At 45.7% G+C, this 22,467-nt stretch carries 24 protein-coding genes; 2 read left to right on the plus strand and 22 right to left on the minus strand.

Annotation, left to right across the window (positions count from 1 at the left end; translation table 11 throughout):
• Positions 1 to 25: 25 nt before the first annotated feature.
• From KXU80_RS16090 to KXU80_RS16140, 12 genes are all read right to left on the minus strand, one after another.
• Entirely contained in the window at positions 26 to 499 is a 474-nt protein-coding gene (locus KXU80_RS16090) for a P-loop nucleotide/nucleoside kinase family protein (protein ID WP_219834278.1), read from the minus strand.
• A gap of 175 nt (positions 500 to 674) precedes the next feature.
• Positions 675 to 1,292: an SMI1/KNR4 family protein gene (locus KXU80_RS16095; protein WP_219834279.1), complete on the minus strand. Its 618-nt coding sequence runs from the start codon at positions 1,290 to 1,292 to the stop codon at positions 675 to 677.
• Between the two features lie 117 nt (positions 1,293 to 1,409).
• Complete coding sequence (locus KXU80_RS16100; protein ID WP_219834280.1) at positions 1,410 to 1,862, minus strand: hypothetical protein; 453 nt, start codon at positions 1,860 to 1,862, stop codon at positions 1,410 to 1,412.
• A gap of 491 nt (positions 1,863 to 2,353) precedes the next feature.
• Positions 2,354 to 2,743 (minus strand): transposase, encoded by a 390-nt coding sequence (locus KXU80_RS28115; protein WP_308858312.1) that lies wholly within the window; start codon positions 2,741 to 2,743, stop codon positions 2,354 to 2,356.
• 9 nt (positions 2,744 to 2,752) lie between these two features.
• Complete coding sequence (locus KXU80_RS16105; RefSeq protein WP_258171035.1) at positions 2,753 to 3,640, minus strand: IS110 family transposase; 888 nt, start codon at positions 3,638 to 3,640, stop codon at positions 2,753 to 2,755.
• Between the two features lie 203 nt (positions 3,641 to 3,843).
• Complete coding sequence (locus KXU80_RS16110; protein ID WP_219834281.1) at positions 3,844 to 4,296, minus strand: hypothetical protein; 453 nt, start codon at positions 4,294 to 4,296, stop codon at positions 3,844 to 3,846.
• A gap of 177 nt (positions 4,297 to 4,473) precedes the next feature.
• Positions 4,474 to 4,908, minus strand: coding sequence for a cupin domain-containing protein (locus tag KXU80_RS16115; RefSeq protein WP_219834282.1), 435 nt, complete (start codon positions 4,906 to 4,908; stop codon positions 4,474 to 4,476).
• A gap of 28 nt (positions 4,909 to 4,936) precedes the next feature.
• Positions 4,937 to 5,521 (minus strand): class I SAM-dependent methyltransferase, encoded by a 585-nt coding sequence (locus KXU80_RS16120; RefSeq protein WP_219834283.1) that lies wholly within the window; start codon positions 5,519 to 5,521, stop codon positions 4,937 to 4,939.
• A 216-nt stretch (positions 5,522 to 5,737) separates the two neighbouring features.
• A complete protein-coding gene (locus tag KXU80_RS16125; RefSeq protein WP_219834284.1) occupies positions 5,738 to 6,121 on the minus strand; it encodes a hypothetical protein in 384 nt (127 codons plus the stop codon).
• A gap of 194 nt (positions 6,122 to 6,315) precedes the next feature.
• Positions 6,316 to 7,608, minus strand: a complete 1,293-nt coding sequence (gene ltrA, locus KXU80_RS16130; RefSeq protein ID WP_219834285.1) for a group II intron reverse transcriptase/maturase — start codon at positions 7,606 to 7,608, stop codon at positions 6,316 to 6,318.
• A 594-nt stretch (positions 7,609 to 8,202) separates the two neighbouring features.
• The gene (locus KXU80_RS16135) at positions 8,203 to 8,691 is read right to left on the minus strand and encodes a hypothetical protein (RefSeq protein WP_219834286.1); all 489 of its coding nucleotides are present in this window, start codon (positions 8,689 to 8,691) and stop codon (positions 8,203 to 8,205) included.
• Positions 8,692 to 8,843: 152 nt separating this feature from the next.
• The gene (locus KXU80_RS16140; RefSeq protein WP_219834287.1) at positions 8,844 to 9,074 is read right to left on the minus strand and encodes a DUF6199 family natural product biosynthesis protein; all 231 of its coding nucleotides are present in this window, start codon (positions 9,072 to 9,074) and stop codon (positions 8,844 to 8,846) included.
• A 646-nt stretch (positions 9,075 to 9,720) separates the two neighbouring features.
• Between KXU80_RS16140 and KXU80_RS16145 the strand changes: the two genes are divergently transcribed.
• Positions 9,721 to 9,912: a hypothetical protein gene (locus KXU80_RS16145; RefSeq protein WP_219834288.1), complete on the plus strand. Its 192-nt coding sequence runs from the start codon at positions 9,721 to 9,723 to the stop codon at positions 9,910 to 9,912.
• A gap of 78 nt (positions 9,913 to 9,990) precedes the next feature.
• A complete protein-coding gene (locus tag KXU80_RS16150; protein ID WP_219834289.1) occupies positions 9,991 to 10,335 on the plus strand; it encodes a YhjD family protein in 345 nt (114 codons plus the stop codon).
• A gap of 57 nt (positions 10,336 to 10,392) precedes the next feature.
• On the opposite strand, the gene KXU80_RS16155 is transcribed toward KXU80_RS16150, so the two are convergent.
• The 10 genes from KXU80_RS16155 to sigW all read right to left on the minus strand — a co-directional run bounded on the left by KXU80_RS16155 (position 10,393) and on the right by sigW (position 22,029).
• Positions 10,393 to 11,250 carry an ATP-dependent DNA ligase gene (locus KXU80_RS16155; protein ID WP_219834290.1) on the minus strand — a complete coding sequence of 286 codons (858 nt, stop codon included), beginning with the start codon at positions 11,248 to 11,250 and terminating at the stop codon, positions 10,393 to 10,395.
• A gap of 44 nt (positions 11,251 to 11,294) precedes the next feature.
• Positions 11,295 to 12,137, minus strand: a complete 843-nt coding sequence (locus KXU80_RS16160) for a tyrosine-type recombinase/integrase (RefSeq protein WP_219834291.1) — start codon at positions 12,135 to 12,137, stop codon at positions 11,295 to 11,297.
• 191 nt (positions 12,138 to 12,328) lie between these two features.
• Positions 12,329 to 13,549 carry an IS256 family transposase gene (locus KXU80_RS16165; protein ID WP_219834292.1) on the minus strand — a complete coding sequence of 407 codons (1,221 nt, stop codon included), beginning with the start codon at positions 13,547 to 13,549 and terminating at the stop codon, positions 12,329 to 12,331.
• Positions 13,550 to 13,760: 211 nt separating this feature from the next.
• Complete coding sequence (locus KXU80_RS16170; RefSeq protein ID WP_219834293.1) at positions 13,761 to 13,934, minus strand: SOS response-associated peptidase family protein; 174 nt, start codon at positions 13,932 to 13,934, stop codon at positions 13,761 to 13,763.
• Positions 13,935 to 14,208: 274 nt separating this feature from the next.
• A complete protein-coding gene (gene glmS / locus KXU80_RS16175) occupies positions 14,209 to 16,041 on the minus strand; it encodes a glutamine--fructose-6-phosphate transaminase (isomerizing) (RefSeq protein WP_219834294.1) in 1,833 nt (610 codons plus the stop codon).
• An 885-nt stretch (positions 16,042 to 16,926) separates the two neighbouring features.
• On the minus strand, positions 16,927 to 18,273 hold the full coding sequence (gene glmM, locus KXU80_RS16180; RefSeq protein ID WP_219834295.1) for a phosphoglucosamine mutase: 1,347 nt from the start codon (positions 18,271 to 18,273) through the stop codon (positions 16,927 to 16,929).
• Between the two features lie 44 nt (positions 18,274 to 18,317).
• Complete coding sequence (locus tag KXU80_RS16185; RefSeq protein ID WP_219834296.1) at positions 18,318 to 19,742, minus strand: CdaR family protein; 1,425 nt, start codon at positions 19,740 to 19,742, stop codon at positions 18,318 to 18,320.
• Positions 19,735 to 20,574, minus strand: a complete 840-nt coding sequence (gene cdaA, locus KXU80_RS16190) for a diadenylate cyclase CdaA (protein ID WP_219834297.1) — start codon at positions 20,572 to 20,574, stop codon at positions 19,735 to 19,737. The genes KXU80_RS16185 and cdaA overlap by 8 nt, the downstream gene beginning before the upstream one ends.
• A 136-nt stretch (positions 20,575 to 20,710) precedes the next feature.
• Complete coding sequence (locus KXU80_RS16195) at positions 20,711 to 21,334, minus strand: anti-sigma factor family protein (RefSeq protein ID WP_219834298.1); 624 nt, start codon at positions 21,332 to 21,334, stop codon at positions 20,711 to 20,713.
• 128 nt (positions 21,335 to 21,462) lie between these two features.
• Positions 21,463 to 22,029, minus strand: coding sequence for an RNA polymerase sigma factor SigW (gene sigW, locus KXU80_RS16200; RefSeq protein ID WP_219834299.1), 567 nt, complete (start codon positions 22,027 to 22,029; stop codon positions 21,463 to 21,465).
• Between the last annotated feature and the right edge of the window lie 438 nt (positions 22,030 to 22,467).

The raw sequence follows: 22,467 nt of genomic DNA on the forward strand, positions 1-22,467 counted from the left end.
TTATTGTGCTATCGTTCCCGTTAGGTTAATCGCCCGAGGGATCAAGTTCTTCTAATGAAGGTGGTTCAAAAATCTTTATCCATTCTTTAAGTTTTGCTTCAGGTATGAAAAAAGTTCCTTCTGTATGCATATCATTTCTAGCTTTTAGACGTTCAAATAACACTTCCTCAGGCACATCAGCGAAATGAATTTTAAAGCCAGCCCCTAGGTTCTTGGCTCTAGAACGAAACTCGTCTCGTTGACTTCGAACCCAGCATCCGAAATCCAGAATCACATCAACACCAAGAACTAAAACTCTAGCGGCCACGTCCCACATTAGGGATTCCACTGAATCATGTCTAGAATCATGCTTAACTTCGTCAGTTTCCGTCATGTTATCCCCGAAATCATGCCCAAATAATCTGATATGCCATTCATCGGGAGTAAGGCGAAGTGCAGAGTATTTCGTTTCAAGTTGTCGAGCCAGACTAGTCTTACCGCTACAAGGGAGACCAACCATTAAATGAAGTGTCGCCAGTGAATCCCACCTCCTTATATAAACGGATATTTACAGAATCTTTGTATTAGTCTGCCTGTTAGCTCAGCGACGGCCGATCGTTTGCCGGATGCCGTCGTGTCAGAAGCGTTTCAATAGTATAAAGACTACTTAATTGCCACCTTTAAAAACCATGATTTTAGATAGCTATCTCACCTGTAGTCCAACCTTTAATGAATTCCCTAAGTGATGAAGCTACTTTCGTTCTGCTGCCTTCTTCATGGTCTCCAACATAAATTCCATCTTGGACAACCCCATTTTTTATAATATAACCGAAGTAATCACCATTTCCTGCATCTGAGAATAGCAACATGTCATCATAGGATAGTCCCATTTCCTTGTTGTCTTCAGAAGTCCTCTCTTCTATATTTCTATCTACAATTTGTAACGTTGAATAAATCAACGGATAACCTAACTCATGATCAATTCCGTTTGTTTCAAGGAGTAACGATGTCAGTTCTTCAGGACACACAGCACCAAGTTTCTCGCTTATCTGAGCTACTTCATTTTCGTTAGCGGGGGGATTGAATCTATACTCTTGCGTAAACGTATTTATATAATCTTTCCACATAGACGAACCATCCTTTTCAATTACGTTATCGTTTATACCATCGTTTTTGCTTTCGGAACATCCAGAGGCTATTAAAATGAAAAGGAGGAGGGAAGTAAGGTAAGACATCTTTGTAGATCTCAAAGTTGTTCCTTCTTTCATGACATTTGCAATCAGTATAGGGTTAGCTAAATATCGTGAGTACATTTTCTTCTCACCTAAGTCGTCATGCAGCTAACGTGCCCGTTAGCTGAATGAACTATGCCGACTGGACCCGATGCGTGAATATGTTGTTATCTGAAGGAGGTTCACATCTTGAATAACCTACGGATTACCGTAAATGTATTTAGTCTCTTCAAATTCTTTAAACGGAATATGATATTGTTTCTTTAAGTAACGCCCCAAACTTGTTCCTTTATATTTCAAAAAAGCATTTACTTTTATCTTGGAGTTATTCTTGAAAACCAATATATAGAATTCTTCTGCGTATGACTTTCCAATCTGAATATCAATGTAACCAGCCTTTCTGATTGTTATTGCATGAATAAACTTTAACTCATTAATATCATAAATTTGTCTCCTAATGAAGAAAGTCCTCACTATAATTTTTGATTCTTTAATTTCAACATCATATGAGAAAAAATATATAAAAGCGTATATTAGTACACTCATAAAAATTATGGAGCTTGCCCTGTTTAAATAGATAAGGCTCACAATAATTACAGCAATATTAATAATTGACCAGATAATTATTGTTTGTGTTCCTCGAAATTTCATGTTATTCGCCTTTCTTTAATCAGCATTTGGACTCAGATAACGTCTTATGTACGAACTTCGAAAAATTCATACTCGAAATATTCTGCGAAATGATTGAACTATCCTGCCCGTCCCTCGGTTTTAAGGGTTTATCTCACATATCCTCACTCATTCGCAGGATTTCATCACCTTGGTTTAGTAATGAAGGTGGGGAAAGCATAGGGTGAGAGCCGTCAGTCCAGCATATGGGCATGCGGGAACAGAGGAATCGCTTCTGCCATTCCTTTTCGGTTCACTCTACTGCACGCAAACTCCACATGTGCCCTGGTGTTTACCATCCCATGGCTCGACGGGTCTATGCCCTTACATTCCATCGTCATACTTATCCAAGGTGTGGAGACCGATTGCGTTTAGCGGACGGGTCTAAGCCCTTTTTGGGCAGGAACTCGGTTCTCCGTGCTTTCTTTGTTGAAATCCCGCGAATGAGTCAATATACGTGACGGATCAATACGTTAAGCCGCTTGTGGAACGAGATGGCTGGCTTTTTCAGATGAGAATGTTTCTGCTCGATGGACCATACCGATCAGAATTCGTGCCACCTTACCTACAAGCTTAAAGACAGACTGTTGCTTCTTCATGTGCTTTTTTTGAACATTGTGCTGATGTAATTCTTGAAAGATCGGATTAATTCCGATGAGCTGAATGGTCGCCAGATACAGATATTTCCTCAGACTGGAATCTCCCCGTTTGGAGATGACGATCTGTCCTTTCCTTTTCCCCGATGTACTTTCTGCTAGATTCAGACCGGCTTTGCGCAGTAACTGACGTCCATGTGCATACTGTCTAAGGTTACCAGCACCTGCCAGGATGGCCGCAACGAAGATCGGACCAAAGCCTTTAATAGAACGGAGCTAAGCGGCCATGGGAATCTCCTCTAGCAATGCGTGGAGCTGCTTTCCGATGTCTGCTAACAGTTCTGTAATTCGTTCAAACTCTGCGATTAGACGTACAAAATCTTGCTTTGCTTCGGCTAAAGCTGTATTGTCTCCTACACTCCGCCTAGCTTGCGCAATGAGCTCAGCAGCCTTTTGTGCGCCTGTAGTGCCTCCTGCCCTCTGCATATGTGTTTTCCACATCGAAATGATCTCCAGTGTTGACCGTCCTGCAAGATCCTGAGGCGTAGGTAATTCCTTCAGTGTATCCATCGAACGTTTACAGGTCCAATCCTTAAAAACCGAACTGTACTCCGGGAAACGAATATCCAACCACCGAATGATGCGATTTTGCAGCCGAACGCTATTTGCAACCCAAAATTCTCGATCGCTCATCAGGGTCCGCAACCGCTGAAAAACGTGGGTTTGTTTCGTATGTTCGTAGTAGTAGCCTCGGCTTACTACATCTGCAATGACGAGCGCATCTTTAGGGTCACTCTTCGATTGACAGTTGTCACGGTTTTCTTTATTTCGTTTTGTCGTTGCTGGATTAACTACGACGACTTGCAACCCTTTACTTGTAAGCCAGTTGGCCAGGTTCCACCAATAATGACCTGTCGGCTCCATGCCTATGATTACATGGCCTAAACGGTGCTTTTGCTGAATACCTTCCATCCACCGTTGCAGCTTTTCAAACCCTTCTATGGTATTGCTGAATGAAAGATGCCGATTCGTCAGTACAATCCCACGATAATTTGTAGCCTGTGCCACATGAGTTTCCTTTGCCATGTCGATCCCTACAATTAGATGCGAGGTAGTAATTCGTTCGATACGTTGATTTTGTACTTCTGATTGTTTAAACTTCATGATAAGAGCGCCTCCTTGATGTGTTGTGGACAAACCCATCATACCGAGGCGCTCCTTTTTTGACAAAGGTGATTCCTTAGCCTTAAAGGAATGTTTAGCTTAATGAAAAATGGAGTAGCTGCCACAAGCAAACTGCTCCATGATACGTTGAACTATCGTTTCCCTTTAGATCAACTGTGTTATTGCATTTGCTCTGCGATGAGTTACTTTTTTCTAAGAAATTGAGTTAAATGCAGTGTCTCAGACTTACCATTCCATTTAATAATGCTCATAATTTTCTCGTCCGATTTCCCAACTATACTCACTAATTTATCGTTGCCGTGAATTAAATCGTCTTCGAATGCAATAGGAAAATAAGCTTTATCTATTCTGTCATAACGGATTGTTACAACAGTATTTCCATTTGACGTGCCATAAGAAAATACAATTTCATTAGCGGTTGATAAATCAGATATATTGCCTTTGTAGAAATAGTTAATTACGACATTTTCTTTTGTTGTCTGAGAAGAGGTTGTTGTAAACTGGGCATTCCAATTCTCACCTTCAGCATAAAAAATAATTTCATTCTCATTTTGTTGATTTTTGGAGCAACCGAAAATAAAGGTGCTTAGTGAAGCCAATAACAAAAGACTCAAACCAAATCGCTTAACACTCATAAATCCCCCTCCCATCAATGCTAAACCTTAGCGACGGGCAATATATCTAAATTACCTTATTTTTCCTGTAAGCTTATTTACGATTAAGTTGCAATAAAAGTTGCGTTATCCTGCCCGTTACTTCAACAAACGAATAAGAGCTGCAGCATGGCAAGCTCCTCATTCAGCCGTTCTCCTTCAGTTGAATAGAATAAGGCTCTTGGGATCAAAGCTTTTTGTGAATGTATCTAATTCTGGAGAAGAGAACCAGTCATTTTCCAAATGGGTTCCATATTTTATTGTATGTATTACAGTGTTTGAAGATAGATAAATATTATGATGAGATAATGGTTTGAAAACTACTATCTCTCCTTCCCGTAATAACTGGAGTTTTATTTCATCAACAACTTTTTCTATATAAATCAACCATCCAGATTGTACTACGTATAACTCAGAAACTAATTTATGATAGTGACTGTTTTGCCACGCTCCAACTTCCGAGGCTTCGGTCCGGCAATAAGAACTTCCATCTACCAAGCAGTTTAGCCTAAACTTTCGTTCGCCATTTTTCATGATGTCATGTTTAGTCTCAATACCATTAGAACGGGCTTCTTCTTCTGAAATCCTTTGCATCAATATGACCTCCAAAAGAATTTATTAGCTAAGTTCTTTTACTATCATTTTTTATTGGTTTTTCAGCGTCTACAATTAGAGAAACAAAACCTAGCTTTCCTTTAATATTCCTATGGTCAAAACGTTTGGAACGGTATATAAAACCTTTATTTTGATCCCAATCTGAGTAGTGGAATTTCCCTTCCTCATCACAATACTCAAGTAGTCTCACTTTGAACCCAGTGGCGTTAAACATGGATGTGACTGATCTATAATTGTGTACGATCTTATGACTCGCGGCGGGATGATTTACAGGACCAGGTCCTCCAATCTGTATACCTCTTTGATATTCCTCATTAGGAAAATAACCATCGGGAACGGCGCAACGTACATAACCGCCAGGCCTTAAAAACTCATAACATATGCTTGCAGCAATTACTCCTTCGTCAAAATCTAAGTGTTCCCAAACATGTTCCGCCAAAATAGCAGTAATTGTATTAGGTGAGAAACGTTTAAACCATTGGTATCTCTGCAACAAATTTAAATCTGACTCCTGAGTTTGTAACCAATCAGGATTATTGTTATAGGCCCCTCCACCAATTACTACTCTAATATCTTCGTTAATAGTCTCCATTTATCAACCAACCCCTTTATTGGTATATGGTTAGTGTAGCACATGGATTTTGGTTATAAATGGAATGTAGTTTCTTCACCATGGAATTTTGTGACTTTCAGTTAAAAAAATTAATAGCGTTCACCGTGCTAAACTTCCCGTTAACGCAAAGAGGCTGCCGAATCCAATATGCCGGCAGCCCTTTCAATTGTTTTTCAACTATCGTCTCCCGTTAGCTTAACGCCTAACTTTTGCATTTTTCGCAATACTCTCAAGATGATTTAAAAACTGGTCACTATAAGAGTGAAGCGTTATGCTTTCAGTACCGATATAAACAAAAATGGTGTTTCCATGTTTTTTCATTCTTGAAACTAGGTATATTTCTTTAACTCTCCATTTTTTAACTCTTCTAAAAAAGTTATAGTAAGTCAAATACTCATTAGTCAACTCAACTTTTGATATCTTGCCAAGCCCAAATAGTATAAAGAAAATGCCAGTTAGAATTACTATGACACTCATAATTACATCAATAATTGTGTGTTCAATAATAGGTAAAATAGCTAAGCAGAACAATAGTAATCCGAAAGGTATCCATGTTTTACTTGGAGTATAAATTTCCATTTATCATTCCCCTACAATTTTATTAATCGACCGCTCTTCTTATACTTGTATATTTATCTATTATACAATGATTCCACGTTAACCTGCCCTTTACTAGAGTAAAGGGCTGGTCTTCCCAGCCCCTCCTCATCAAACCGTACGTGAGGTTTTCCCTCATACGGCTTTCCGATGTTCGTCATTCATGAGCGTGCAGACTACAAGAGCTTCTTCAATCCATGTAATTTTGCCAAATACTTTACCTCTGAATAGGACCCTATCCATCTCGCTCGTTGCCGTTTCTTCGCATACCATCTTGTGAACCGCTGTAGAATATACCAGTCTAATTTGGCTAATATCCGTTTACCGTAAAACGTATTGTAGTAATTTCGCCAACCTTGGATCTTGGGGTTCAGCCATGCAACGTGTTCCTGGAAAGCGTACTTTCGCATACTTGGTGGCGCTAAGCGCTCCTTCACCACTTCGCGAATCCGCGCTTCCGCTTTTGAAGTTAACCATTGCTGTGTTGAATAATACACTCGTGCTTTGGACGTTTCTGCTTTCGTTCTGCGGTGATGCATCCCCAGAAAGTCAAAGCCTTCTTCACCTGTCCATAAACCAACAATCCGTGTTTTGGTCGGATGCAGGGTTAGCTCCAATCGTTCCATAATCCTCTGGATGAGTTCATAGGCACGCATAGCGTCTTTTCTGGTTTTGCATACGACCACAAAGTCATCTGCATATCGCGTTAATTCTCCACATTGTTTCCCATGGCGTTCCCACAACAGATCGAAGTAGTTCAGATAGATATTTGCTAGTAAAGGCGAAATCACTCCGCCCTGTGGCGTGCCTAAATCCGAGCGCCGGACACTTCCTTCTTCCATAACTCCCGCAACAAGCCACTTTCTCACCAATTTCAAGATACGACGATCACTGATTCGCATGGCGATCAGCTTCATTAGCTTCTCTTGGTTGATGTTATCGAAGTAGCCTTGGATGTCGACGTCGACCACCCAATTTCCTTTGCGGTTGCATGCTTTACGGATTCGTTCCAGCGCTTGTTTGGCCCCCCTTTTCGGGCGAAAACCGAACGAGCATTCTTGGAAATCTGCTTCAAAGATAGGTTCAATGACAAGCTTCGTTGCCATTTGCATGACCCGGTCACGAATGGTTGGGATGCCGAGAGGCCTCTGCTTTCCATCCTTCTTGGGGATGTACTTCCTTCGAACAGGCGAAGGGTGGTAGTCTCCTTCTTTCAGCAGTCCGTGGCACTCTTCTATGAACTGAAATTCACCTTGCCTCTCAATGTCCGCAAGGGTTTGTTCATCCACACCCGCTGCACCTTTGTTCGCGCGCACTCGCCTCCATGCTTCCCACAGAATATCCCTTCTATAGACCTTGTCATACAAAGCATGGAATCTTCGTTTCTTGTTTTCCTTGGCCGCATGACCTAGCTTCTCTTGGAGTTGTTGAACGTTTTCTTTTGGTGTTGTTAGCCCTTCGGCATTCACTAACTCGTACCTCCTCAAGAAACATGAACAAAGCAGGGCTCCTTCCCTCCGACAGGTTGTGTTGTCCTGTCGTTCCTCAGTACTATGAGCCCCTCGGACTCCCTTCCTGCAAGTTGATCATTTCATCTTTTGGACTTATAGACCACTTCGTTACGGTTTTAAAAAAAAAATCCGTGCAGGGGAGGGTCTCCCCAGTTCACTGTATCCTCTTTCATACCATGCCGATCCCCTTACGCCGGAGGATTCTTCACTGCCGCTCCAAGTTCGTAGCAGTTTCCGTGGCCTTCACCCATTAAGCCGAGGTTCGGCTTCCTCTTGTCCCTCTTGCGAGGCCTTTTTGACGACGCGGCAGGATTCACTTGATGTTACGGCCTGGTATGTCGCTCGCCTTGTCTCTGACATGACTTATGTCGATGCGCTTCTACGCAAAGCTCTCGCCGTACGCAGGCATCCTAGCTACATGGGGGCTTGGCCCCTCCCATGACCGGACTTTCACCGGCTAGAAGATACATGCCTCTGGGCACGCGCTTAATGAAAAGTGAAGCAGCTGCCACCGGCAAACTGCTCCATGATTCGTTGTACTAACGTCTCCCGTTAGCGTAACGAACTTATCGTCTCTGATTTCCATCCGTTTTTAATCCAGTCATACAATTCAGGAGAGGAAACGCGTTTGCCGCCATCTTTGTCATATATGTTTACCTCTCCTTTCACTGTATTGCAGTTAGTCCATCCAGAACCAGATGTACAATCCCAAGCAAGGTGCACTTGATATAACTCCCCTGAATCTGTCTTCATTTCAATGTAGTTTGGAAGGCCGCCTTTTACACTACCTGCACCAACCATTCCATTAACTGGCTTTGCTGAGTTAATCCATATAACCACTTTCGCGATAATTAATTGACCTCTTTTATCATTTGTTCTAAACATTTGCGAAAGTTTAGCATGTCCAGCCATTCCGCTTACAATCTGTAACGATTGAACATCCTCGGTGATTAACGGTTTTTTTGCAGAGAAAATTGAGGGTGAAATAAAGAACGAAATTAGAACCAATAGTAACATTGTATGTGAACGTAACTTCTTCATCTCTTCATCCTTTCAAATTTCAAGCTCTTATTAGGACTATTTTTCCAATAGAATTGTTAAACTATTCAGCTCGTTAGTTAAGAAAACGGCAACCATAAGCGGGCTGCCGTTTCTTTGTGCATATTCAGCTAGTTTCCCGTTGGCTTAATCTGTTAATGCAAATGTGGTTGGATTAACAATACAAGTCCAATGGCTGCACATATTGCAGTTCCGATTCGAGAAAATACAAAATAAGCAGTCGAAGGTTCTCTTGTTGCTTTCCAACCTTGCGTTATGTTCCAAAAGGTTTTGGGTCTGATGGTGGCGAACAATGCAGCTCCAGTCCAAAGCACAAGAAAGATTGTTATTACTCCGGAAATAACTTTAACTTCAGGTGGCACCATGTTATCCTCCTCCTTAACTTACAGAATAATCCCAACACCTCTTAATTTCAATTTTTCGGGTAGTGATTCCGCTATCCTGCCCGTTAGCGGAACAAGCCCAACCGTTTTCAACGAAAGTTGAGTTAGCCACCAGAATAATGTAAATTGAATCTTATTACATCAATGGAGGATTTATGCCTAAACTTCGACCAATTATTACTCATTCGGATTTCGAAAGAATGAGGATCTTCACACGACCTGTTGACGTATGGCAGCAAGGGGAGCTGCTTGATAAAGGAATTATTATTAAGTCTCATGATGATGATAAAGTCACATCAACTAAAAATGAGCATTATTTAAAATCAGCTTGCCTATTTTTTTATGGTTCAACTCACCCTAAGTAAGACTCTAGTTAGTAGAGTTGGCTGCTGTCTTCGTGTTATTAACTATTGCTCCCCACTGAGCGGCTATTACACTAGCTGCCGGTTCTACGTGATTATGGAGCAAATGTGTCCCTTTAGCGTACATATCGCTTCATTTTTTTGACCTAATTTTCCCATAGACAATTGATCGTATTCTATCTTGACTGACCGAATACTTGAGATAACTCATCAATAACAAATATTAATGGTTCCTCTGATGAATATAGTCGGGAGGATGATAATATTTGTTTGATGGCAGCGTATTGAATGCATTAGGAATGAAGTTACTCATCGTTATAGTAGTTATGATCGCAGCTAGCCTGCTGATTACTATTGCGTTGGGCTGGCTCTGCAATAAGATAAGAGGTTCTATAGCATCACTTGGCGCGATCGGAGCACTTTGGATAATGATTGAGTACACACTTTTATTCCGTTAACCAGTTGATAAAGAACAAACGTTCGCATATACTACCACAGAGGTGATATGTGTGATCTCAACGCCAGAAGAACTTGTGATGATCAAAGAGTGCTGCCTGCTGCCGCTCATGCTGGATATGGTGGAAAAGCAACGAAAGGACATGGAGACTTCAACAACACTAATGAAGTCTCTATACCTGGCAGCGCTTCTCAAACTCCAAGACATGATCCATGCCGATCTCGTGTACACGCGGAACCAACTTCGAACTGCAGACATTAAGCTGTGGAAAGTCGACGCTTCTGAGGTCCGCGAGAAATCAGCGTTTAAGTACGAGTATGTGAACAAGGGGTACCGTGGCGTATTTGAGATGCTCAGGAGCCTTGTCAAAGCTGAAGTATCGAAGAAGTTCGGTCAGTATATCGCCAAGGTATTCGAAAAATAAAAAGACAGCTCTGGATGGAATGATGGATCATTCTTACAGGGCTATCTTTCGTTATCCTTAAAATACAAATGATTCAAATATTGGATGACGGAGCTTACTATCCTTTGTATAGCACTGAAATTTAACATTGCAAGTTAGTACCGGCTTCAGATAGATCCAGTCCTTACTTTCTCCTGTGACGATTTGCTTGGCCACTGCTCGGAATGCATTCAATACGTCTGAAGGTGGTGGAAATTCAATGACTCCCATATGCTTACCATCGTCAGTTAAGCTCCATCCAAACTCTGACTTACGTATTCCAGATATTTCAAACTGACCATACCGGTAGTTCTTCGTTTTAATCCAAACATTCTTAGGTCTTGAATCTAAATAATAATGACTATCTGCATTTTTGGAAACAATACCTTCTAATCCAAGCTGTTTAATCTTTTGAAATAAGCTCTCTCCATCTTCATACGTTGATGTAACTGATATCACCGGCGATGGTACTACAACTCTCAGGAGCAACTCTAGGCGCTCACGGAGACGTGACTTTAGTAAGGATTCCCCATTATGGAATATCAAATCATAAACCGCAAAATGAGCTGGATACTGATGAGAAAGCCTCAAAACAGCATCAAGCCTCTTTGCGTGGAATCGATTCATAACATCCTCAAAGCAAGGTTTCGCTGCCGGATCCAAGACAATACATTCTCCATCCAAAATGGCTTGAGAACAATTTAACCGGATTTTTTGAAGTTCAGGGAATCGATCAGTTACTTCGCTTCCATTGCGAGTAAAGGCTCGAATAATTCCATTGTTGTAATGGATCAATATCCGAAATCCATCCCATTTTATCTGATGAATCCAATTCTTATGCGGGACTACTATTGAAGAAGCTTGAAGCAACATTGGCTTGATAATTGTGTTGAGCATGTGCAAAGTCCTCCTATAGTAAGCTTATCATGGCAGGACCCAACCTAAAAGTAACGCCTGTATAGTTCTCTCCGTCGTTCACCCCGTAATTGGGCATAAATCTGCGTTGTTGAAGCTTTGTCATGACCTAACATTCCTTGAATAAATTCCAACGGCGCACCATTATCCAACAGATGGCATGCATAAGTATGACGAAAACGATGTGGGTATACATTCGCATTCACTTTACTTCGAGCAGCTAATTGCTTAAGTTCATAACGGATTGTCGAGATCGACATCCGGCGAGTAGGTAAGCTCTCCGTAACAAAGAGCGCTTTACAGGAATCCGATCGGTCTTTTACGTATCTCTTTAGCCAGATTTTGCATTCCGTTGTAAAGTAGACCTCTCGTTGCTTAGAGCCTTTCCCATTGACAACTGCCGAGCAGTTTTCCCAGTTTATGTCCTCAATATTTAATCGATGCACCTCGCCAACACGGCAGCCAGTACAATAAAAGAAATCAAGCAGTGCGTGCTCGCGTCTAGAAATGCAATTAATCTTCAGATGAATGATATCCTCTTCAATTAGGAATTTAGGAATGCGTTTGTCCATCTTTGGTTCTTTCAGTTTTAAAGCAGGGTTACGAGTCATATGTCCTTCTTCAAATGCAAAACGGAATAGGGATCTGATGAAACGAACTCTGTGGGCTAGGCTGCTTGGCTTCAAGCTTTCTGATTGTCTGGCTAGATATTCCTTGAGCAATGTTAAAGATATTTCTTCAATATTTAGGTTGCCAACCTCGCGGATCAGAACTTTCAACTGTAATGAATATGCCTTCAACGTATACGGGCTAAAACCCAAAATACGCTTATCGGCCTCATACAACAACCATAATTCGCTCAGCTTCATAACAAAACCTCCCAGGGGATAATTACTATTAGCATCGCTAAATTTGGGAGGTTTAATCTATATATTATGTTATCGGTATGAGTCACCTTAGGGTTCCATGTCTTACAAGCGACGATTCTTGCTGTGGGGTCTGTCAAATATTTTGTGTAAACTCGAATATAGCGAATCTCCCCCTCGGGGGAGATTGACCCTCACGGTAGATGTTGGCCAATCCGTTCTGGAAAGAAAACGGAGAGTTGCAGAAGCATTTGTCCCCAGTTCTGGACACGGCCCGTCCATTTACGCGTGACGTCCATGGTGACGAGATAGAGCATTTTCAGCAGCGCTTCATCGCTTGGGAAGATGCTCTTTCCTTTGGTCACTTTGCGAAGCTGACGATGGTAGCTTTCGATCATGTTCGTGGTGTAGATAAGTCTGCGAAGCTCGGGCGGGTATTTGAAGAATGTCGCAAGCTCGTCCCAGTTACTTCGCCAGGAACGGATAATGAGCGGGTACTTAGCTCCCCATGCTTCCTCGAAGCGATCGAGCTCCACAAGCGCCATTTCCTCGGTTGCTGCCTTGTAGATCGGCTTCAGATCTGCAGTCACTTTCTTCAGATCCTTGTAAGAGACGTAACGCGTGGAGTTCCGGATCTGGTGGATGATGCACTTTTGAATTTCCGTCTTCGGATAGCACGCCGTAATCGCCTGCGAGAAGCCGGTGAGGTTGTCGACGCAAGTGATGAGAATGTCCTGAACGCCACGGTTCTTCAGGTCGTTCAGCACACTGAGCCAAAACTTAGCGGACTCGTTCTCGCCGATCCACATGCCTAGAACGTCCTTGTTTCCGTCCAAATCGATGCCGATGACCATGTAGGCTGCCTTGTTCACGATCGCGCCGTCTTGTTTCACCTTGAAGTGGATGGCGTCCAGAAATACAACCGCATAAACGCCTTGCAGCGGCCGATTCTGCCATTCCTTGATGAGTGGGATGATCTTGTTCGTGACGTTCGAGATCATCGTCGGCGAGACGTCGATACCGTACAATTGCTGAAGATGATCCTGGATTTCTCGCGTGCTGACGCCTTTGGCGTAGAGGGCAATGATCTGATCCTCGATGCCGGTCACGCTGGATTGATACTTCTTTACCACGATTGGTTCGAACTCGCTGAGACGATCCCTCGGCACCGTAATTTCCTGCTCGCCGTATTCGCTCGTGATCTGCTTCTTGCTCTTGCCGTTGCGACTATTGTTCGTCTTCTTGCTCTGCACGTCATGCTTCTCGTAGCCTAGATGCGTATCCATCTCAGCCTCAAGCATCTCCTGCAACGTTTCGGCGAACAAGTCTTTCAATGCATTCTGAGCGTCCTGAGCGGTGACAAGCTTGTTCTCCTTGATGAATGCGCGAAGTTGTTCCTTTGTCCATAAACCCATGTGTGCTCCCAACCTTTCTGTTGCTTTCATTTTAGCAGGTTTGAGAGTTTACACATTTTATTTTACAGACTCTTGCTGTGTGATACATCTGCTGTTCTATCTCTCCGCTTCAGTAATATCAAGCAATTAAAGAACTTTATTTTATACAAGACTCATTACTGACCGTATTGATTAAAGAACTTTATTTTGCGTTAAAGAACTTTATTTTCAATTAAAGAACTTTATTTTCCCTCACCAACTGCCTGCCTTCTGCACGCGCATTGATAGTCTTGTAAGCGATGCTCAAATTTTTAGAAAACCATGGTACTAATCCCCAACGATACGCTTCGAGGATGCGCTTCCCCTCACGTTCTACTACGCACGGTACAAAATGTGTCGGAGCCACGTTTTAGGAGTCCATACCTCAAAAGTTGCTTCCACAATGAAGGAAGCCTTTTATCTTCATAATCACTGAAATAAAAAAAGTCGCCGGATTATCCGACGACTTTTCAGGGCTATGCCTCCTGTAACAAAAAAGTTTACCCCAAGGGGCAACCTAATTTAGATATGGTTACATTGTTTATTCTACAGTTACAATTTATCTTTATCAGTTACACTTTATATTTAGTAGTTACAAATAATATTTAACGCATTCAGTAACTGGACATGATGTGACTAACTTACTCCACCGTCACGCTCTTCGCCAAATTCCGCGGTTTATCCACATCGTTACCGCGTGCCAAGGATGCATAGTAAGCAATCAGCTGCAGTGGAACAACGGACAGCGCCGGTGCCAGCAGAGGCAGCGTCTTCGGAATCGAGAACAGCTCATCGACGGATTTGCCGACTTCAACTTCGTTGCCTTCGTTAATAATGCCGAGCACATGCGCACCGCGGGCTTTCACTTCTTTAATGTTGCTAAGTGTTTTCTCATACAGTTCTTCCTGCGTGATGACCGCAATGACCGGAATGCCTTCCTCGATCAACGCCAAAGTGCCGTGTTTCAGCTCGCCCGCAGCGTACGCCTCGGAATGAATGTACGAGATTTCTTTGAGCTTCAGCGAGCCCTCCTGGGCAACAGCAAAGTCAACGCCGCGGCCGATGAAGAACAAGTTGCTGTGCTTCGAGATGGAGTCTGCGATCTGCTTCAGCACGACCGCGCTGTCCAGAATGCGCTCTACTTGCTCCGGAAGCTGGTTCATCGCTCCGATCACGTCGGTGATATAGGCGCTGTCGCGAGTTCCCAGCGTATCTGCCAAGAATAGTCCCAGCAGGTAGAAGGCGATCAGCTGCGACGTATATGCTTTGGTCGATGCAACCGCAATTTCAGGCCCTGCCTGCGTGATGATCACATCATCCGCTTCGCGGGAAACCGAGCTGCCGACGACGTTCGTAATCGCCAGGACGCGCGCACCGCAGCGTTTGGCTTCGCGAAGCGCTGCCAGCGTATCTGCAGTCTCGCCGGATTGGCTGACCACGATCACCAGCGTATCAGGCGTAATGATCGGTGAACGGTAGCGATACTCCGAAGCTACATCCGTCTCTACCGGGATGCGAGCCAGGTTTTCGATGATGGATTTACCCACCAACCCGGCATGGAATGCTGTTCCGCAGGCAACGATGTGTACCTTGCGAATGCCGCGAATCTGCTCTGCTGTCATCCCGATTTCGTTCAGGACCACGGAGCGGCCATCGTCTGAGATACGGCCCATCATGGTGTCGCGGTACGCTTTAGGCTGCTCATAAACTTCCTTCAGCATAAAGTGATCGAATCCGGCTTTTTCCGCCGTTACCAAGTCCCAATCGACATGGAATATTTCCTTGGAAATAAATTCGCCTTCAATCGTCATCAATTCAACACTGTTTTTCGTCAAAATCGCCATTTCGCCGTCATCCAGAATGTACACGTTACGCGTATGCTCCAGGATCGCGGGAATATCGGAGCCGATAAAATTCTCGCCTTCCCCAACTCCAATAACGAGAGGACTCGCGAATCGAACGGCAACGAGACGATCCGGTTCAAACTCCGTCAATACGCCAAGCGCGAACGCACCGCGCATCCGCTTGACCGCACGTTGTACGGCCTTCACGATATCGCCGTCATACTCGTCTGCTACGAGGTGGGAGATCACCTCTGTGTCCGTTTCCGATACAAACTTGCAGCCTTTGGCAACCAGTTCATCCTTCAAATCCAAGTAGTTCTCGATGATTCCGTTATGCACAACAGAGAACTTATGCGAATTGTCCGTATGCGGATGCGAGTTTGCGTCCGACGGCTTGCCGTGCGTTGCCCAGCGCGTGTGTCCAATACCGACTGAGCCTTCGAGCGGCTGTCCGTCCAGCTTCTGCTCCAGGTTGGCAAGACGACCGATCGACTTGCGCACTTCCAGCCCGTTCTTCGTGAACACCGCAATACCTGCAGAGTCGTAACCGCGGTATTCCAGCTTCTTCAAGCCCTCGATCAAAATATCCTGTGAATCCCGTTTACCGATATAGCCAACAATTCCGCACATGTAAATAAACCTCCGTTATAGGTAGTTCCCTGCAATAACGGATGCAAACGGACTTCAAGCATGGCGGCACAAAGCCGCCACTTCCGCCGGCATCGTCCCTGCACAGGATAATTAGACAATAAGAAAATAAGCGCAGCGTATCCGCACGATTGCGGGCTGCCTTCCGTATCCACATACACAAAACACGTACTACAAAGAAGATACTTGTTGAAGCGGTAAGCCTCCCCAGTGTCCCCGTCGCGTACAGACAGACTTCACCCCTGAACCGACAACGCAGCTTACAGAAGACAGGTTCAATCCGTGGGCAGCAAAAAACAAACAGCGCTTCTTGGCTGCATGCTGATGCCCAATTGGGCGAAATTCAAATCAAAATACGATCTGCGCAAAGACGGCCTCCGTTGCCGCTTGCGCTTCTCCTTGCTATAGAGCATTCTACCGACCTTTTGTCAGACCAGTCGCCCGGTCTATTTGAGAATCGGCTTTCGGTTAAATGCATTACCGGGAGGTCCCCGCCGAACATTCCGAACACCTCCACCTCGTCAGCTTGCCGTTTCCTACAACCGATAATTGATCTGCATGGCCGTTTCCAATTGGACCGCTGCAGCAGCTGTACAAACTCGCGCAAGCTCTGGCGCTTTGTAAATCCGATAACCTCAACCCTCGCTTTCCTTCCTGAATGTTACTTCCTACTATATTCACTTTTACACAAAGGTGCAACCAATTATTTTGGTAAACGTTTACAAGATTCGCTAAAGTAAGCAGCAATTCGACCTCCCGCTTCCCGCAGGATCAATAAAAAACAACCCTAGATGAGCTTCTCCGCACATCTAGGATTGCCGATTTGTTCATACGTTATGACACGGCGCAATCGACGCAATCATCTACTTACTCAGCGCCGAGCTCTGCACGTACTGTAGTCACGATCCGCGCCACGTACGCTTCAACTTGATCTTTCTCGGGACCTTCCGCCATTACGCGGATCAACGATTCCGTACCGGATGGACGCACCAGCACGCGCCCGTTATCGCCAAGCTCCTGCTCGACTTCCGCAATGACAGCCGCAATCGCCGGATTGCTCTTATAGGCGGTTTTGTCAGCAACGCGCACATTGATCAGCACCTGCGGATATTTGCGCATGAGCTTCTTCTGCTCGCTTAGCTTCTTGCCGGATGCAACAAGCGTATCCGTCAATTGCAGCGCCGTCAGAATACCGTCGCCCGTCGTGTTGTAATCCAAGAATATCACATGCCCGGATTGCTCGCCGCCCAGGTTGAATCCGCCCCGGCGCATCTCTTCCATGACGTAACGATCGCCGACAGCCGTCTGTGCCGTTTTCAAGCCGATCTTCTCCGCGGCCTTGAAGAATCCGATATTGCTCATCACGGTCGTCACGACCGTATCGTTCTTCAGCTTGCCAGCACGCTTCATCGCGTCGCCGCAGATGCACAGAATAAAGTCGCCGTCGACCTCTTCGCCGTTCTCGTCAATCGCAATCAAACGGTCCGCATCGCCGTCGAAGGACAGACCCAGATCCGCTCCGTGCTTCAGCACTTCCTCGCGCAGATGCTCGGGGTGCGTCGAGCCCACGCCATCGTTAATATTCAAGCCGTTCGGCTCGGAACCCACAGTAATGATTTCCGCTCCAAGCTCGCGGAATACGGTAGGAGCAATGCTGTAAGCCGATCCGTTCGCACAGTCGAGCACGATCTTTAACCCTGCGAAAGACCCGGTAACCGTCGTCTTCAAGAAATCGATAAACATGCGCTTTGCCGATTCGTCGATTGTCACGCTGCCGATATCCCCGCCCTCCGGACGCGGAAGCTCATCGACTTCCGCATCCATCAGACGCTCGATTTCGTTCTCGGTCTCATCGGACAGCTTGAAGCCGTCACCGCCAAAAAATTTAATGCCATTATCTTCAACCGGATTATGCGAAGCGGAGATCATAACGCCAGCATCCGCACCCAGCACACGTGTTAAGTAAGCTACAGCAGGCGTTGAGACCACACCGATTCGTACGACGCTTGCGCCGATCGACAGCAGTCCAGCAATGAGTGAAGCCTCAAGCATAGGACCGGATATCCGGGTATCAAGCCCGATGACAACCTTCGGCTTCTCGGCTTGACCGGCCAGCACATAACCGCCGCAGCGGCCGATTTTATAAGCAAGCTCCGGCGTTAGTTCACGATTAGCGACACCGCGGACGCCGTCTGTTCCAAAATATTTTCCCATTTTCGTAAGATCCCCTTTTGTTAAAATCAAGTTCCGTTTACTGGCTAGTCCTCCGGTGTGTCCGAACTCCCATTCGTTATCCCGTTACTGCTGTTCGCTTGCTGCCCGTCGTCCGATTCGGCAGGGTCGCTGGCGCCGTTGCTTGGCACGCCTGCATCCGTGTTTGTATCCGAATTCGGATCCGCAGCAGGCTGTCCTGTTGTCGGAGTACTGCCATCCGGATTGCTGGCTGATGTGCCGTCAGTAATCTCTACCGTAATGCTGAGCGGCGCGTTCGAGGCCGGAAACACAAAGCGCGGTAAATGTATCTCCAGCGGTATGACGTGACTGCCCGGTCCAAGCCCGCTCAAATCCGCTACCAGCTGCACGTCTTTCACATTGACATCGGCGAGCACATTGGTTGCCCCGCTGATGGTTGCATTGACCTGACCATCCTCGGGCAGCGTGATTTTTGCATGGAGACCTTCAGATAAGCCGATCAGCGTCACCGGGACCTTCGACAGCTGCTTCGTGACCGCTGGCACAATCGTGTAATCAAATGACACCTTCTCGGGGTCTACGTTGGCAACCCCTTTTGGAAGTTTGACATCGAGCTCAATCGTACCCGATTGTTTCAATTGCGACAAGTCGACGACCAATTCGTCATAGAAATCGATTTGATCCAATACGTCCTGCGGCCCATAAATTGTAATGCCGTCGACGCTTTGCTTAAACTCGGATATGGCAAGTCCGTTCGGCAGCTTACCCGTAAATCCGATCTGCAGCGGAAGCTTCTTGAACGGCTTTGTAATCGGAATTTCTACCTCGACAACATTCGGACTAATGATCGCATCCGTCAGCTCATTACCGTCCTTGTCCAGCGCAACGAGCTTCAGCTTCTTGTCGGTCACAGTCTCTTCCTCACCGTCCACGGAGACCGTTCCGCCGATGAAGGCAACATCGCCCATTTCGTCTTCAGGAAGCGTGACATGTACGCGGCCATTCGGCTTCACGATTGGCTGGCCAACTTTGTAGCCTTTGCCCGGCGTGCCTTCAGTATTGATTTTAACCTCGTATTCTTTCGTTAACAGCCGCTCTAGGACAACCGTCACATTGCTCGGCCTCACTTCGATCAGCTCAAGTCCCCGGGGAAGGTTTACTTTAAGCGGCAACACCATCCGCCCTTCGCCCGCTTGGCTTAGATCAACCGTGACCTGATAATCATTATTTCGCGATGCAATGAGAAAATCGGACCGTGACCCGCGGACGGTAAGATGCACCTCGCCGGGATCCAGCAGCCGCATCGCGTAATTCTTATCGTCCATGCCGATCGGCTTAACCTGCACCGCATCGATATCCTGCGTTTCCGTCAGCGTCGCGACAGTATTGGGCGATTTCTCCGAATCGAAATGAACGACCGCCCACATCAGAATTCCAATCAGCAGCGAGATGATTTTAATTGCCGTAGGGTGGCTTAGCCATTTATCCATGCTGTCTGTCTCCCTTCCGCTTCCAGAAAGGGGTCTTAGCACCTTGGCGCTCGCGCACTTTGGAGTTCGAATTTAACTCCTCGAATAGCTTCGAGATAAGCGATTCTTCTTTAATGTCGCGAACGATCATCCCGCCCACCGCAAGCGAAATCTGGCCCGTCTCCTCGGAGACGATAACCGATACGGCATCGCACACTTCCGTAATTCCGATTGCAGCGCGGTGGCGCGTGCCCAGTTCTTTACTGATGAACGGGTTTTCGGATAGGGGCAGATAACAGCCTGCCGCCATAATCTGGTTATTTCGTACGATAACAGCGCCGTCATGAAGCGGCGTATTAGGGATGAAAATATTAATTAGCAGCTCCGAGCTGATAATGGACTCCATTTGAATGCCGGATTCAATATAATCTGAAAGTCCCGTGCTCCGTTCAAAAACGATCAGCGCACCGATTTTTCGTTTGGACATGTAATTAAGCGACTTAATGATTTCACTGATCCGATCGCTGATATCCCGCTCCACGACAGAGGACCTAGTGAACAATTTCCCTCGGCCCAGCTGCTCCAGCGCCCGTCTGAGCTCCGGCTGGAAAATAATCAGAATCGTAACGACGCCGAACGTAAACATTTGGTTCATAAGCCATTTGAGCGTATACAAATTAAACCAGGTGCTGAGCGCCCAAGTTGCGACCAGGACAATGATTCCTTTGAGCAGCTGCACCGCTCGCGTTCCGCGGACGAGCAGGATCAATTTATAAATAATATAGCTAACGATGGAAATGTCGATGATATCCTTAATCCATTCTTTCCAGGTCATATCTGCAAAATAGTTCATTCGTCAACCCCCAGAGACCTATCGCGTGAGGTACCTTAACCTATTATCGGAGTTCTAACCTTATTATTTTCTAGAAACGGGGTTGCAAATCCTCTTTTCTTCACAAAAAAACCTCCCCTGGAGGGAGGCAGTGCAATCAATAGGCCAAACTGCTGATGGAATGTGTAACTTTGTACCAAAACCAGTCCAGCGCCTGGTCAATCTGCTTCACTTCTCCGGATACATGCGCAGTGGAAGCTTCATACAGTGATCCCGAAATCACGGTTACATCGCCGTCCACATCCCCAAGTACGTTCGCCTTTCCGTTCTCGATCGTTAGATCGCCCTTCACGTGAGCGCCGGGCGGCACGGTGACGGTATCTCCTTCAATGACGACCTCTGCCAAATCAGCACCGCGAACCGTCAAATCGTTATCCTGCTGCCACATGGCGAGAAAACTCGAGAACATGACAAGAACGAATACGGCGGCGACCGAAACTGCAGGATGATTCCGAACCCATCTTGCAAAGCCCGCTCTGCGCCGTTTAACCGGCAGGGCCCGCATGATACGGTCTGTTAACTGTGAGGATTGATCGGCTGTGATGACGATGCGCGAGTCCATCATCTTGTGCGTGAGCGCTTCCGTCCGTTCCAGCTGTTCCAATCGGGAGCGGCATGACGGGCAAATTTCCAGATGTGTCTTTAGCTCTGAGAGATCGCCCGGGGGCAGCTCATCGTCTAAGTAATCATGCATCAGCATGATGGCGACGTTGCAATTCATAGCAGCCAGTCCTTTCTTCGTTGTGTTTTCACAGTAGTATTCGATACGTATTAGCAGCGCAAATGTTTCACTTTTTTTATAAATCCGCTTTAGACTTCCCATCAATATCATTCGGGGTATTAAGGTAATTACAGCTTATGCTCGAGCTTCTTGCGAAGAAACTCTCGGCCTCTATGCACGCGCGTTTTGACTGTCGTTACAGGCATGTCGAGCACGTCTCCAATTTCTTGCAGCGAGAGCTCCTCCAAGTAACGCAGTACCATAACCGATTTATACTTGGCCGGCAGCGTTTCAATGGCTTGGTGGATAATGCGCTGCGTATCCGACAACAGCAGCTCGCTCTCTGGCGTCCGGTCGTCGCTCGGAATCATGGCATATCCGTCCAAACCTTCGTGATCCGATGACTCCGCGTCCAGGGAATAGACCGGCTTCCGCTTGCGCAGCCGATCGATACACAAGTTCGTAGCAATCCGATAAATCCAAGTTGAAAATTTCATTGTCGCGTCGTAACGCTCCAAATTTTTATATACGCGCAGAAAGACCTCTTGCACAACGTCCTCCGCTTCCTGACGATTGTACAGCATGCGGTAAGTCATATGATAAAGCTTGTCCTGATATAGCTCTACGAGCTCGGCAAAAGCCCGCTGATCGCCTTTCAGAGCCAATCTTGCCAACTTCGCCTCGACTGATAACAATTGCAATTCCTCCAAACCCGCCAAGTTCCCTTTCGTGACTTAATGTTGATTATACCGTTAAAGCGCATACCGAGGCAATGAATAACAGGAAGAATATGGATTCAAACTCATAATTCACGGGTCATGATTAATTGCTCTAAAATAGTTCGATTCCATTATCATCTTGTAGTACCTTCATTGATGGTCATTCATTATGAATATTGCGATCTGCTCCTGTTCATTCCTACCAAAGGCCGGGTGCCCGCATGGTACTTGCCCATACGGGCACCCGGCCCTTGAATTCATCTTTATTTTGACGAAAGAATAGCTTGCTGCATTCCCTTCTCGCGAAGCAATAGATGAATGCTGCATTCCCTTCTCCCGATGCAATAGATGAATGCTGCATTCCCTTCTCGCGATGCAATAGATGAATGCTGCATTCCCTTCTCGCGATGCAAT

The sequence above is a fragment of the Paenibacillus sp. R14(2021) genome (assembly GCF_019431355.1).
GTDB lineage: Bacteria > Bacillota > Bacilli > Paenibacillales > Paenibacillaceae > Paenibacillus_Z.